Genomic DNA, 13,738 nt, shown 5'->3' with positions numbered 1-13,738 from the left:
TCGGTGCCGATGATCCCGAAAGGCATCTGCGAAACGGTCAAGATGGATTTCGATTCCTTGCGCGAGGTGAAATCCGGCCTCGGCACCGGGGCGGTGATCGTCATGGACAAGTCGACCGACGTGATCCGCGCCATCGCGCGGCTTTCGCGCTTCTACAAGCACGAAAGCTGCGGCCAATGCACGCCGTGCCGCGAGGGCACCGGCTGGCTCGCGCGCATGATGGAGCGCATGGTGCGGGGCGACGCCGAGCCAGACGAAATCGACGTCCTCGAACAGGTCACCCGCCAGGTCGAGGGCAACACCATCTGCGCGCTGGCCGATGCCGCCGCGTGGCCGGTGCAGGGCCTGCTGCGCCATTTCCGGCCCGAACTCGAGCGCCGCATCGCCGAAGCGCGCGCCCGCCAATCGGGCCGCGCGGCGTAAGCGAAGGGAAGGCGACCCCATGCCGAAACTCACCGTCAACGGCCAGGAAGTCGAAGTCCCCGCCGGGCAGACCGTGCTCCAGGCGTGCGAGGCCGCGGGCGTCGAAATCCCACGCTTCTGCTATCACGAGCGTCTGTCGATCGCCGGCAACTGCCGCATGTGCCTGGTGCACATGGAAAAATCGCCGAAGCCGATCGCGTCGTGCGCGATGCCCGCCGCCGACGGCATGGTCATCCGCACCGACACTCCCGAAATCCGCAAGGCGCGCCAGGGCGTGATGGAATTGCTGCTCATTAACCACCCGCTCGATTGCCCGATCTGCGACCAGGGCGGCGAATGCGACCTGCAGGACCAAGCGATGGCCTACGGCTTCGATCGCGGCCGCTACCGGGAAAATCGCCGCGCGGTGAAGGACAAGAACTGGGGCCCGCTCATCAAGACGGTGATGACGCGCTGCATCCATTGCACGCGCTGTATTCGTTTCGCGACCGAGATCGCGGGCGTGCCGGTGCTCGGCGCTACCGGGCGCGGCGAGAACATGGAAGTGGGCATGTACGTCGAGCAGGCGCTCAATTCCGAACTCAGCGGCAACCTGATCGACCTGTGCCCGGTGGGCGCGTTGACTTCGGCGCCATACGCCTTCGCCTGCCGCTCTTGGGAATTGCGCAAGACGGAATCGATCGACGTGCTCGACGCGGTCGGCAGCAATATCCGCGTCGACGCACGCGGGCCGAGCGTGCTGCGCATCCTGCCGCGCGTCAACGAGGACGTGAACGAGGAATGGATTTCGGACAAAACCCGGTTCGCGTGCGACGGGCTCAGGCACCGCCGCCTCGACCAGCCATGGGTGCGCCGCGGGGACAAGCTGGAGCCCGCCACCTGGCCCGAAGCGTTCGAAGCCGTCGCCAAGCGTCTCAAATCGGCAAGGTCCGACCGAGTTGCGGCGATCGCCGGCGACCTCGCCGACGCCGAATCCATATACGCGCTGAAAACCTGGCTCGCCAAGCTGGGCTCGCCGCACCTCGACTGCCGCCAGGACGGCGCCAAGCTCGATCCAACGTGCCGGGCCGGATACCTGTTCAACACCACCATCGCCGGCATCGAGCGCGCCGACGCCTGCCTGTTGATCGGCACCAATCCGCGGCGCGAAGCGCCGATCATCAATGCGCGGCTGCGCAAGCGCTGGCTGATGGGCGGATTTACCGTCGGCCTGATCGGCGAACGGGCGGACCTCACTTACCGCTACGAGCATCTGGGAGCCGGTACCGCCGAATTGAAGGCGCTCGCGGACGGCAAGCATCCGTTCGCCAAGACGCTCGCCGCCGCCAAGGCGCCGATGCTGGTGCTCGGCCAGGGCGCGCTGGCGCGCTCCGACGGCAGCGCGATCTTGGCCTTGGCCCGCCAAATCGCCGAAAAGAACGGTTTGGTGAAGCCGGAAGCCGGCTGGAACGGATTCAATGTCCTGCACACGGCTGCTGCCCGCGTCGGCGGGCTCGATCTCGGGTTCGTGCCGGGTTCGGGCGGACGCGATACGGACGCGATCGTCGCCGGTGCCGGGCAGGGGGCGATCGAGGTGCTGTTCCTGCTCGGCGCCGACGAAATCGACACCGGCCGCCTCGGCTCCGCGTTCGTGGTCTACGTCGGTCATCACGGCGACAGGGGTGCGGCCCGCGCCGACGTGGTTCTGCCGTCCGCCGCCTACACCGAAAAGAACGCGACCTACGTCAACACCGAAGGCCGGGTCCAGCGCACCCGCCGCGCCGTATTCCCGCCCGGCGAGGCGCGCGAGGATTGGGCCATCGTCCGCGCGCTGGCCGAGGCTTGCGGCACGCGGTTGCCCTTCGACCAGTTGGCCGAGGTGCGCGCCGCCATGGCCAAAGCCCATCCGACGTTCGCCGAAATCGAAGTCGTCCAACCTGCCCCGTGGGGCAAGTTCGGCGCCGCCGGAGCGTTGGACCCGGCGCCGTTCCGCTCGCCGATCCGCGATTTCTACCGCACCGACGTCATCAGCCGGGCATCAAAGACCATGGCCGAGTGCGCGGAAGCGTTTTCCCGCCCTTCATCCGGCATGACGGGGACCCATGGCTGATCTGTTCCTCGACATCTGGACCGCCTATCTCTGGCCGCTCCTGTGGATCGTCATCAAGATCGTGGTGATCGTGGTGCCGTTGCTGCTCGCGGTCGCGTATCTCACTTATGCCGAACGCAAGATCATCGGCGCCATTCACCTCCGGCGTGGACCCAATGTGGTCGGGCCGTTCGGCCTGCTGCAACCGCTCGCCGACGGCCTCAAGCTGTTCCTCAAGGAAACCGTGATCCCGACCGGCGCCAACCGGGGCGTGTTCATCCTGGCGCCGTGTGTGACCTTCGTCCTCGCGCTCGCGGCGTGGGCGGTGATTCCGTTCGGCGAAGGGCTGGTGCTGGCCGACATCAATGTCGGCATTCTCTACCTCTTCGCGATATCCTCGCTCGGCGTCTACGGCATCCTGATGGCGGGCTGGGCCAGCAATTCGCGCTACGCTTTTCTTGGCGCGCTGCGCTCGTCGGCGCAGATGGTGTCCTACGAGGTCTCGATCGGGTTCGTCATCATTACCGTGCTGCTGTGCGTCGGCTCGCTCAACCTGACCGACATCGTCATGGCGCAAAAGGGCCGCTACGGCCTGTTCAACTGGTTCTGGCTGCCGCTGCTGCCGATGGCGGTGATCTTCTTCATCTCGGCGCTGGCCGAAACCAACCGCCATCCGTTCGACCTGCCGGAAGCGGAAGCCGAACTGGTCGCCGGCTACAACGTCGAATATTCGGCGATGACCTTCGCGCTCTTCTTCCTCGGCGAATACGCCAACATGATCCTGATGTCGGGCATGACCGCGGTGCTGTTCCTCGGCGGTTGGCTGCCGCCGTTCGACGTGGCGCCGTTCACCTGGGTGCCGGGGCCGGTCTGGTTCGCGCTTAAGATCGCGGCGCTGCTGTTCGTGTTTATCTGGGTACGGGCCGCGTTTCCGCGCTACCGCTACGACCAGCTGATGCGGCTCGGCTGGAAGGTGTTTTTGCCGGCGTCACTCGCCGCCGTGGTGGTGGTTTCGGGTGTGCTGGTCGCCTTCGACGCCGCGCCGGGCATGAAATAAGACGGGGAGGGCAAGATGGGTTTCATCGAACGAAGCGCGCGCGCCGTCCTGCTGACGGAACTGATGGAAGGCCTAGCGCTCACCTTCAAGTACATGTTCCGCCCCAAGGTGACGATCAATTATCCGTACGAAAAAGGCCCGCTCGGCCCGCGTTTCCGCGGCGAGCACGCGCTCAGGCGCTATCCCAACGGCGAGGAACGCTGCATCGCCTGCAAGCTTTGCGAGGCGATCTGCCCGGCCCAGGCCATCACCATCGAGGCCGAGCCGCGCGCCGACGGCAGCCGCCGCACCACCCGCTATGACATCGATATGACCAAGTGCATCTACTGCGGCTTCTGCGAGGAAGCCTGCCCGGTCGATGCCATCGTCGAGGGACCGAATTTCGAGTTCGCGGCCGAAACCCGCGAGGAGCTGATGTACGACAAGGCCAAGCTGCTCGCCAACGGCGATCGCTGGGAAACCGAGATCGCCGCGCGGCTGCGCGCCGACGCGCCATATCGATGAGACGGGACCGCTAGCCGACCCATGATCCAGGCCCTCGCCTTCTACATGTTCGCCGTGACCGCCGTGACCGCGGCCGCGCTGGTCGTGACCATGCGCAACCCGGTGCATTCGGTGCTGTTTCTGATTCTCGCCTTCTTCAACGCCGCCGGCCTGTTCGTGCTGGCCGGGGCCGAGTTCCTGGCCATGATCCTGGTGGTGGTCTATGTCGGCGCAGTCGCGGTGCTGTTCATGTTCGTGGTGATGATGCTCGACATCGACTTTGTCGTCCTGCGCCAGGGATTCATGAACTACCTGCCGCTCGGCGCGCTGATCGGGCTCGTCATGCTGGTCGAACTGGCGGTGGTGCTCGTAGGCTGGAAAGCGGCGCCCGATGCGCGCTTGCTGGCAGCAGCCCCAGCGCCGGGCGACATCGGCAACACCCGCGCGCTCGGCGAGGTGCTCTATACCCATTACGTCTACCTGTTCCAGACGGCCGGCGTGATCCTCCTGGTGGCGATGATCGGCGCGATCATACTGACGCACCGCGCGCGCGAAGGCGTGCGTCGCCAAAACATCGCCGATCAGATCGCCCGCCGCCCGGCGAATACCATTGAAATCAAGAAAGTCGAATCGGGGAAGGGCATCTGATGCTCGACATCGGCCTCGCCCATTATCTGACCGTCGGCGCGATCCTGTTCGCGACCGGCATTTTCGGCATTTTCCTCAACCGCAAGAACGTGATCGTGATTTTAATGTCGGTCGAGCTGATGCTGCTTTCGGTCAACATCAACCTAGTCGCGTTTTCGGCCGCGCTCGGCGATCTTGCCGGCCAGGTATTTGCCATGCTGATCCTGACCGTGGCCGCGGCCGAAGCCGCCATTGGCCTCGCCATCCTGGTCGCGTTCTTCCGCAATCGCGGATCGATCGCGGTCGAAGACGTCAACCTGATGAAAGGGTAGGGACGCATGTACGCCGCCGCGATCTTCCTGCCCTTGCTCGGTGCCGCGTTGGCCGGGGCGCTCTCGTTCATGCCGGTTGCGGACGTCCATGGCAAACACCGCCTCGACCGGGCGGCGCAATGGCTCACCTGCGGCGCGCTGGTTTTGTCCGCGTTGCTATCGATCCTGATTTTCAAGAGCGTGGTCCTCGACGGCCAGCCGCGCACGGTCGAACTGTTCACCTGGATCGATTCCGGCGCGCTCGAAGTCTCGTGGGCGCTCAAATTCGACACCCTGACGGCGGTGATGGTCCTGGTGGTGTGCAATGTGTCCGCCCTGATCCACATCTACTCGGTCGGCTACATGCACCACGACCCGGACGTGCCGCGGTTCATGTCGTATCTCAGCCTGTTCACGTTCTTCATGTTGATGCTGGTGACGGCCGACAATCTGATACAGCTATTTTTCGGCTGGGAAGGGGTCGGGCTCGCGTCCTACCTGCTGATCGGGTTTTGGTACGACCGCCCCTCGGCCAACGCCGCCGCGATCAAGGCATTCGTCGTCAACCGGGTCGGCGATTTCGGTTTCGCCCTCGGCATCTTCGTCGTCTTTGTCCTGTTCCAGTCGGTCAATTTCGACGTCATTTTCGCCGCCGCGCCGAGCAAGGCGACGGCGACGATCCGCGTGTTCGGCGGCGAGTTCCACGCGCTGACGGTCGCGTGCCTGCTCTTGTTCGTCGGCGCCATGGGTAAGTCGGCCCAACTCGGCCTGCACACCTGGCTGCCCGACGCGATGGAAGGCCCGACGCCGGTGTCCGCCCTGATCCACGCCGCGACCATGGTTACCGCCGGGGTGTTCATGGTCGCCCGCCTGTCGCCGTTGTTCGAGCTGTCGGAGACCGCGCTGATGGTGGTGACCGTGGTCGGCGCCTCGACCGCGCTGTTCGCCGCCACCGTCGGCTGCGTGCAGAACGACATCAAGCGGGTCATCGCCTATTCGACCTGCAGCCAGCTCGGCTACATGTTCTTCGCCTGCGGTGTTTCGGCCTACGCCGCCGGTATTTTCCACCTGATGACCCATGCATTCTTCAAGGCGCTGTTGTTCCTCGGCGCCGGTTCGGTGATCCACGCCATGTCCGACGAACAGGACATGCGCCGCATGGGCGGCATCTGGAAGATGGTGCCGGTAACCTACGGTTTGATGTGGATCGGATCGCTCGCGCTCGCCGGCATTCCGCCATTCGCCGGATATTATTCCAAGGACATCGTGCTCGAGGCCGCGTTCGCGTCCGGCACGCCCTGGGGCCTTTACGCCTATGTGGCGGGCATCGCGGCGGCGTTTCTGACCGCGTTCTATTCCTGGCGCCTCTTGTTCATGACTTTCCACGGCACGCCGCGCGCGGACGAAAAAACCATGGCGCACGTGCATGAATCGCCCCTGGTGATGATCGCGCCGCTGCTGGCGCTCGCCGCCGGCGCGGCGTTCGCCGGCCTGATCGCCTACGAATTCTTCGTCGGCGGAAAGATGGCAACGTTCTGGGGCGAAGCGATCAAGGTGTTGCCCGCCCACGACGCGCTCGCCAAGGCGCACCATGTGCCGGCGTGGGTGAAATTGTCGCCGCTGGTGGTCGGCGGCCTCGGCATCGGACTCGCCTGCGTGCTGTACCTGTGGGCGCCGAGCCTGCCCGCCGTCATCGCCCGCCGTTACCAGCGGATTTATCAATTCCTGCTCAACAAGTGGTATTTCGACGAACTGTACGACCGTCTGTTCGTGCGACCGGCGATGGCGCTCGGGCGCAACCTGTGGAAGACGGGCGACGGCACCCTGATCGACGGCCTCGGGCCCGACGGCCTGTCGCAAGCGGTCGTCAACATGGCGCGCAGGGTCGCGGCGCTGCAAACCGGCTACGTCTATCACTACGCGTTCGCCATGCTGATCGGCGTCGTCGTGCTGATCACCTGGTACGTGCTGCGGCAGGTGGGGTAGGGAACCGCCGATGTTCGATCTTCCCATCCTGTCGCTGCTGATCGTCCTGCCGCTGGTCGGCGCCGGGTTTATCCTGTTCATCCGGGGCGAGGACAAGGTCGTCGCCGACAATGTCCGCAGCGTCGCCCTGTGGACCAGCGGCATCGAATTCCTGCTGTCGCTGTTTTTGTGGTTCGGGTTCGACCCCGACAACGCCGGATTTCAGTTCGTCGAGACGATCGAATGGATGCCCGGCCTCGATATCGCCTACCGGGTCGGGGTCGACGGCATTTCGGTCTTGTTCGTTCTCCTGACCACGCTGCTGACCCCGATCTGCGTGCTGGCGAGCTGGGACGCGATCCGCGACCGGGTACGCGAATACATGATCGCGTTCCTGGTTATGGAAACCATGATGGTCGGCATGTTTGCCGCGCTCGATCTGTTCTTGTTTTACGTCTTCTTCGAGGCGGTGCTGATCCCCATGTTCCTGATCATTGGCGTGTGGGGTGGGCCGAGGCGGGTCTATTCCGCCTTCAAGTTCTTCCTTTACACGCTGACCGGTTCAGTGCTGATGCTGGTCGCGCTGCTCGCCATTTACATGGACGCCGGCACGTCGGATATCCCGACGCTGCTCGCGCATCGTCTGCCGACGACATGGCAGCCGTGGCTGTGGCTCGCCTTCTTCGCCTCGTTTGCGGTCAAGGTCCCGATGTGGCCGGTCCATACGTGGTTGCCCGACGCCCACGTGGAAGCGCCGACGGCGGGATCGGTCATCCTGGCGGGCGTGCTGCTGAAGTTCGGCGGCTACGGATTTCTGCGCTTTTCGCTGCCGATGCTGCCGGCGGCGAGCGAAACCTTCGCGCCGCTGGTGTTCGCCTTGAGCGTGATCGCGGTCATCTACACCTCGCTGGTCGCGCTCGCCCAGGCCGACATGAAGAAACTGATCGCCTATTCCTCGGTCGCGCACATGGGCTTCGTCACCGCCGGGGCGTTCAGCTTTACCTTGCAGGGGATCGAAGGTGCCATCTTCCAGATGCTTAGCCACGGCGTCGTCTCCGCCGCCTTGTTCCTGATCGTCGGGGTGGTCTACGACCGTACGCACTCGCGCGAAATCGCGACCTATGGCGGCCTCGTGCACCGCATGCCGGTCTACGCGCTCGCCTTCATGATCTTCATGCTGGCCTCGGTCGGGTTGCCCGGCACCAGCGGGTTCGTCGGCGAAATCCTGGTGCTGATCGGACTGTTCCAGGTCAATGCCTGGGTCGCGGCGTTGACCGCAACCGGCGTGATCCTGGGCGCCGTCTACATGCTCTATCTCTATCGCCGCGTGATTTTCGGCAAGCTGACCAAGGACGCGCTGGCCAAAATCACCGACCTGACCCCGCGCGAGATCGCCGTATTCGCGCCATTGATCGCGCTGGTGTTTTGGATGGGTGTCTATCCGGCGCCGTTCCTCAAGATCATGCACGCATCCTCCGCCAATCTGGTGCGACAGGTGGAGGAGGGGCGCAGGATCGCCGCCATGCCCGCCGCCGCTCCCGCGACGGCGCACGTCGCCACACGGTCGCGTTAGGAGGAAAGACATGCCGCTCGCCAGTCTTCCCGCCCTGACGCCCGCGCTGCCCGAGATCCTGCTCGCCCTTGGCGGCATGGCGCTCCTGATGTTCGGAGTGTTCCAGAAAGCGGGCGATCGCGCGGCCGAGGCTCTCGCCGCGCGGCGCACCGACTGGATCGCGCTCGCCGTCCTGCTGATCGCGCTGTTGGCGGTGCTGGCGCTCGGCAAGGACCGTACGGTCACCTTCGGCGGCCTGTTCGCCATCGACGCCTTCAGCCGCTTCGCCAAGGTTCTGGTTCTGATCGGCGCGGCGGCGGCGCTGGTCATGAGCGGCGACTTCCTCGCCCGCCACGGCGCCGGCCGGTTCGAATATTCGGTCGTCGCCTTGTTCGCGGTCGCCGGCATGATGATGATGCTGTCGGCCAACGATTTGATGGCGCTTTACGTCGGGCTCGAGCTGCAAAGCCTGTCGCTCTATGTCATGGCCACGTTCCAGCGTGATGATTCGCGCGCGACCGAGGCGGGCCTGAAATACTTCGTTCTCGGCGCGCTGGCGTCGGGGATGCTGCTCTACGGCTCCTCCCTGGTTTACGGCTTCGCCGGTAGCACCAACTTCGAGGTGTTGGCGGAACTATTCCACCACATCGGCGGCGGCGCGCCGTCGCTCGGCATTGTCTTCGGTTTGGTATTCATCCTGGCCGGGCTCGCCTTCAAGATTTCGGCGGTGCCGTTTCACATGTGGACGCCGGACGTGTACGAAGGGGCGCCGACACCTGTCACCGCCTTCTTCTCGGTCGCGCCCAAGATCGCCGCCCTCGGCCTTTTCGTTCGACTCATGGTCGGGCCGTTCGGCGACTTGGCGCCGCACTGGCAGCAGGTGGTGGCGGTGATCGCCGTCGCCTCGATGGCGGTCGGCGCCTTCGGCGCAATCAATCAGCAGAATATCAAACGTCTGATGGCCTACAGCTCGATCGGCCACGTCGGCTACGCCCTGGTCGGCCTCGCGGTCGCGGACGCGAACGGTATTCGCGGCATGCTGGTCTATCTCGCCATTTACCTGGTGATGAACCTGGGTACGTTCGCCTGCATCCTCGCCATGCGGCGGGGCGGGCGCAATGTGGAGTCGATTTCCGATCTCGCTGGTATCGGGCGCACCCATCCGCTTTATGCCGCCGCGTTCGGCGTGCTGATGTTTTCGATGGCCGGCATTCCGCCGCTCGCTGGTTTCTTCGGCAAGCTCTACGTCTTCCTCTCCGCCGTCGAGGCGGGCATGTTCGTGCTCGCGGCGGTCGGCTTGCTCACCAGCGTGGTGGCCGCGTTCTATTACATCCGCATCGTGCGGATCGCGTATTTCGACGAGCCGGGCGAGGCGCTCGACAAGGCTCTGCGTCCCGAAATCGCCTGGATCGCCTGGGCGGCGAGCGCGATCGTGATCTTCTTCTTCCTCGTGCCCGGGCCGGTGCTGAAGGCGGCGGCCAAGGCGGCCGAGGCGTTGATCCCGGCTCCGACACTGTGACGGCCAAGCCTCGCCTGCCGGCCGGTTTTACCCTGGTCGCGCTTCAGACGACCGCCAGCACCAACGAGGACGCCAAGCGCCGCGCCGATGGGCCCGAGGCCGCGCCGGACGGCCTGGTGGTGTGGGCGCTGGAACAGAAAGCCGGCAAGGGTCGGCGCGGGCGGGGTTGGGTATCGCCGCCCGGCAATCTCTACAGCTCGATCCTGCTCCGGCCCGAACGGCCGCTGGGCCAAATCGCCGGGCTCGGCTTCGCCGCCGCGCTCGCCATTCGCGAGGCGCTGCGAGCGTGGGGTGCGAGAGACGTCGCGCTGAAATGGCCGAACGACGTTTTGGTCGGCGAGCGCAAAATCGCGGGCGTGCTGCTCGAATCCCGCGCCGAGGGAAACGGCAAGATTCCCGACTGGGTGGTGGTGGGCGCCGGAATCAATCTCGCTAGCCACCCCGAAGGCACCGAGTTCGCCGCCACCTCGCTCGCCGCCCTCGGCCTCGCGCCACCCCATCCTGCGCGGGCGCTGGAAACCTATATCGCCGCGTTCGCCCGTTGGCGCGCGCGCTGGCTTGACGGAGGCTTGGCCGCCGTGCTCGAAACCTATCGCCGCCACGTGTTGGGCGTCGGCGCGCCGATTTCGGTCCGGATCGAGAGCGAAACGGTGCGGGGCGTGTTCGACGCCCTGGAGGACGACGGCGCGCTTGCGCTCCGCCTGCCGGACGGGCCGGTGCGGCGCATTTCCGCCGGCGACGTGTTCTTCGCCCGCGGCTAGTTCGAGGGAAAGCCGATGATTCTCGCCATCGATTGCGGCAACACCAACACCGTGTTCGCGGTTTTCGCCGATGACGGCAAGACGCGCGGCGATTGGCGCTCGTCAACCGACCATAACCGCACCGCCGACGAGTTCGGCCTGTGGCTCACGCAACTGCTGCGCCTGTCGGGAATCGACCCGGGCGCGATCAAAAGCGCCATCGTCGCCACCGTGGTGCCGGCGGCGTTGTTCAGCCTGAAAACCATGTGCCGCAAGTATTTCGATTGCGATCCGATCGTGGTTGGCGATCCGGGCGTCGAACTGGGGATCAAGGTCCTGGTCGACCACCCCGAAGAGGTCGGCGCCGACCGCCTGGTCAACGCGGTCGCGGCCAAGAACAGCTACCGGGGGCCGATGATCATCATCGATTTCGGCACCGCCACCACCTTCGACGTGATCGACGCCGACGGCAATTACCGCGGCGGGGTGATTGCGCCCGGCGTGAATTTGTCGGCCGAAGCGCTGCACATGGCGGCGGCCAAGCTGCCGCGCGTCGCCATCGGCCGGCCCGAGCGCGTCATCGGCACCGGCACGGTCGCGGCGATGAAGTCCGGCATCTATTGGGGTTACGTCGCCATGATCGAGGGCCTGGTCGAGCGCATCCGCAAGGAGTACGGCGCCGAGATGGAGGTGATCGCGACCGGCGGCCTCGCACCTTTGTTTAGCGACGCGGTTCCATGCATCAAGCGCGCCGACCTCGATCTGACGCTGCGCGGCCTTTACGCCATTTATCGGCGCAACGCCCCGCGCAACCCCAAGACCGGCGCCAAGACCGGCGAATGAGCCGTTCCCCAGCCCCGTCACGCTCAAAATCCGAGTTGGTCTTCGTCGCGCTCGGCGGGGCGGGCGAAATCGGCATGAACCTCAATCTCTACGGCTATGGCCCGGCGCCCGACGGCCATCAGTGGCTGATGGTCGATTTGGGCGTCACCTTCGGCGACGGCCGCGTGCCCGGTGTCGACGTCATCATGCCCGACCCGGCGTTCATCGCCGAACGGCGCAGCCGTTTGCTCGGGCTGGTGCTGACCCACGCGCACGAAGACCACCTCGGCGCGGTGCCCTATTTATGGGACCGCCTCCGTTGCCCGGTCTACGCGACCCCGTTCGCGGTTTCGATTCTCTCCCGCAAGCTGCGCGAGGCGGGCATGGACGGAAAAGTGCCGATCACCGTCGTGCCGCTCGGCGGACGGATCCGCATCGGGCCGTTCGACGTCGAATTGGTCACCGTCACCCACTCGATCCCGGAGCCAAACGCGCTCGCCATCCGCACGCCGCACGGCACCGTGGTCCACACCGGCGACTGGAAATTCGACCCCGAGCCGGTGGTCGGCCCGTTATCCGACGAAGCGGCGCTGCGGCGCCTCGGCGACGAAGGCGTGCTCGCCATCGTCTGCGATTCCACCAATGTGTTCACGCCCGGTGTGTCCGGCTCCGAGGCCGAACTGGAATCGACCCTGACCGACCTAATTCGTGAAGCCAAGGCGCGGGTTGCGGTCGCTTGTTTCGCGACCAACGTCGCGCGCCTTGAAACCATTGCCCGCGCGGCCGCCGTGTGCGGGCGCGACGTGGTCATCGCCGGACGCTCGCTGAGAAGGATCGACGCGGCGGCGCGCGAAAACGGTTATCTCGCTGCCACGCGCGCTTTCCTCGACGAGGAGGCGGCGGGCTGGCTGCCGCCGGACCGCGCGGTCATCATCTGCACCGGAAGTCAGGGTGAGCCGCGCGCCGCGCTCGCCCGCATCGCCGCTGACGATCATCCCAACGTGACCCTTGGGGCGGGGGATTTGGTCATTTTCTCCTCCCGCGTCATTCCCGGCAACGAAACGGCGATCGCCAAGCTGCAGAACGACCTGGTCCGGCTCGGGGTCAAGATCGTCACCTGGCGCGATCATCATGTCCATGTTTCCGGCCATCCCGCCCGCGACGAGCTCGCGCGCATGTATCAGCTGGTCCGGCCGCGCGTCGCCGTGCCGGTGCACGGCGAGTTGCGCCATATGCTCGAACACGCCGACCTGGCGCGCGACTGCCAGGTGCCGGAAGCGGTGGTTTCGGAAAACGGCGGCGTGATTCGCCTCGCGCCCGGCCGGGCGGAAGTTGTGGACCGGGTTCCGGTCGGGCGGCTCGCGGTCGACGGCAACCGGCTGGTGCCGCTCGACGGCGCGCTTGTGCGCGACCGCAACCGCGCCATATACAATGGGTCGGCCGTAGTCACCGTGGTTCTCGACGCGCGCGGCCGGGTCAAGGGCGAGGTGCAGATTTCGACCCTCGGCGTGATGGAAGCGGGCGACGAGGACGCGCTTGGTGTTGTGCGCGAGACGGTCGAGGAAGTGGTCGCCGCGACGCCCGCCGCGCGGCGCGGCGACGACGCGGCGCTCAAGGAGGCACTCCGGATCGCGGTGCGGCGCGCGTTCCGCGACCGCTTCGACAAGCGCCCCGTCACCAGTATCCATCTGGTGCGCGTTTGACGGTGCGGAAAGGAATTCGCCAGGAAGGAATTGGATCGTGATCGGAAAGCTCAACCATGTGGCGATCGCGGTGCCCAACCTGACGCAGGCGGCGAGGCTTTATCGCGATCTGCTCGGTGCCAAGGTGTCGGACCCGGTGCCCGAGCCCGCGCATGGCGTCACCGTCGTCTTCGTCGAATTGCCCAACACCAAGATCGAACTGCTCCATCCGCTCGGCGACAATTCGCCCATCGCCGGCTTTCTCGCCAAGAACGCGGGAGGAGGCATCCATCACGTCTGCTACGAGGTGTCCGACATCCGCGCCGCGCGCGACCGGCTGAAAGCGCAGGGCGCCCGCGTGCTCGGCGACGGCGAGCCGAAGATCGGCGCGCACGGCAAGCCGGTGCTGTTCCTGCATCCCAAGGATTTCCTCGGTACCTTGATCGAATTGGAAGAGGCGTGAGCGGCGATGAAATGGTACACGGCGCT

At 65.7% G+C, this 13,738-nt stretch carries 13 protein-coding genes; all 13 read left to right on the top strand.

From position 1 onward, the window contains the following. The coding region (locus FJ311_13755) for an NADH-quinone oxidoreductase subunit F (GenBank protein MBM3952502.1) at positions 1-423 on the top strand (423 nt) is incomplete at its 5' end. A 19-nt stretch (positions 424-442) separates the two neighbouring features. Further along, a complete protein-coding gene (locus FJ311_13750; GenBank protein ID MBM3952501.1) occupies positions 443-2,512 on the top strand; it encodes an NADH-quinone oxidoreductase subunit G in 2,070 nt (689 codons plus the stop codon). After that, a complete protein-coding gene (gene nuoH / locus FJ311_13745; protein ID MBM3952500.1) occupies positions 2,505-3,548 on the top strand; it encodes an NADH-quinone oxidoreductase subunit NuoH in 1,044 nt (347 codons plus the stop codon). The genes FJ311_13750 and nuoH overlap by 8 nt, the downstream gene beginning before the upstream one ends. A gap of 15 nt (positions 3,549-3,563) precedes the next feature. Beyond that, positions 3,564-4,052 (top strand): NADH-quinone oxidoreductase subunit NuoI, encoded by a 489-nt coding sequence (gene nuoI, locus FJ311_13740; protein ID MBM3952499.1) that lies wholly within the window; start codon positions 3,564-3,566, stop codon positions 4,050-4,052. 21 nt (positions 4,053-4,073) lie between these two features. Next, positions 4,074-4,679 (top strand): NADH-quinone oxidoreductase subunit J, encoded by a 606-nt coding sequence (locus tag FJ311_13735; protein MBM3952498.1) that lies wholly within the window; start codon positions 4,074-4,076, stop codon positions 4,677-4,679. Beyond that, entirely contained in the window at positions 4,679-4,990 is a 312-nt protein-coding gene (gene nuoK, locus FJ311_13730) for an NADH-quinone oxidoreductase subunit NuoK (GenBank protein MBM3952497.1), read from the top strand. The genes FJ311_13735 and nuoK overlap by 1 nt, the downstream gene beginning before the upstream one ends. 6 nt (positions 4,991-4,996) lie before the next feature. After that, the gene (gene nuoL, locus FJ311_13725) at positions 4,997-6,955 is read left to right on the top strand and encodes an NADH-quinone oxidoreductase subunit L (GenBank protein ID MBM3952496.1); all 1,959 of its coding nucleotides are present in this window, start codon (positions 4,997-4,999) and stop codon (positions 6,953-6,955) included. 10 nt (positions 6,956-6,965) lie between these two features. Beyond that, positions 6,966-8,507 carry an NADH-quinone oxidoreductase subunit M gene (locus FJ311_13720; GenBank protein MBM3952495.1) on the top strand — a complete coding sequence of 514 codons (1,542 nt, stop codon included), beginning with the start codon at positions 6,966-6,968 and terminating at the stop codon, positions 8,505-8,507. A 10-nt stretch (positions 8,508-8,517) separates the two neighbouring features. Continuing rightward, positions 8,518-10,005, top strand: coding sequence for an NADH-quinone oxidoreductase subunit NuoN (gene nuoN / locus FJ311_13715; protein ID MBM3952494.1), 1,488 nt, complete (start codon positions 8,518-8,520; stop codon positions 10,003-10,005). Continuing rightward, complete coding sequence (locus FJ311_13710; GenBank protein ID MBM3952493.1) at positions 9,891-10,766, top strand: biotin--[acetyl-CoA-carboxylase] ligase; 876 nt, start codon at positions 9,891-9,893, stop codon at positions 10,764-10,766. The genes nuoN and FJ311_13710 overlap by 115 nt, the downstream gene beginning before the upstream one ends. A gap of 15 nt (positions 10,767-10,781) precedes the next feature. Next, complete coding sequence (locus FJ311_13705; protein ID MBM3952492.1) at positions 10,782-11,588, top strand: type III pantothenate kinase; 807 nt, start codon at positions 10,782-10,784, stop codon at positions 11,586-11,588. After that, positions 11,585-13,270, top strand: a complete 1,686-nt coding sequence (locus tag FJ311_13700) for a ribonuclease J (GenBank protein MBM3952491.1) — start codon at positions 11,585-11,587, stop codon at positions 13,268-13,270. The genes FJ311_13705 and FJ311_13700 overlap by 4 nt, the downstream gene beginning before the upstream one ends. A 37-nt stretch (positions 13,271-13,307) precedes the next feature. Then, positions 13,308-13,712, top strand: coding sequence for a methylmalonyl-CoA epimerase (mce, locus tag FJ311_13695; protein MBM3952490.1), 405 nt, complete (start codon positions 13,308-13,310; stop codon positions 13,710-13,712). Positions 13,713-13,738 lie beyond the last annotated feature (26 nt).

The sequence above is a fragment of the Rhodospirillales bacterium genome (assembly GCA_016872535.1).
Taxonomy (GTDB): domain Bacteria; phylum Pseudomonadota; class Alphaproteobacteria; order Rhodospirillales; family 2-12-FULL-67-15; genus 2-12-FULL-67-15.
This window is presented reverse-complemented; position numbering and strand designations above follow the sequence as displayed.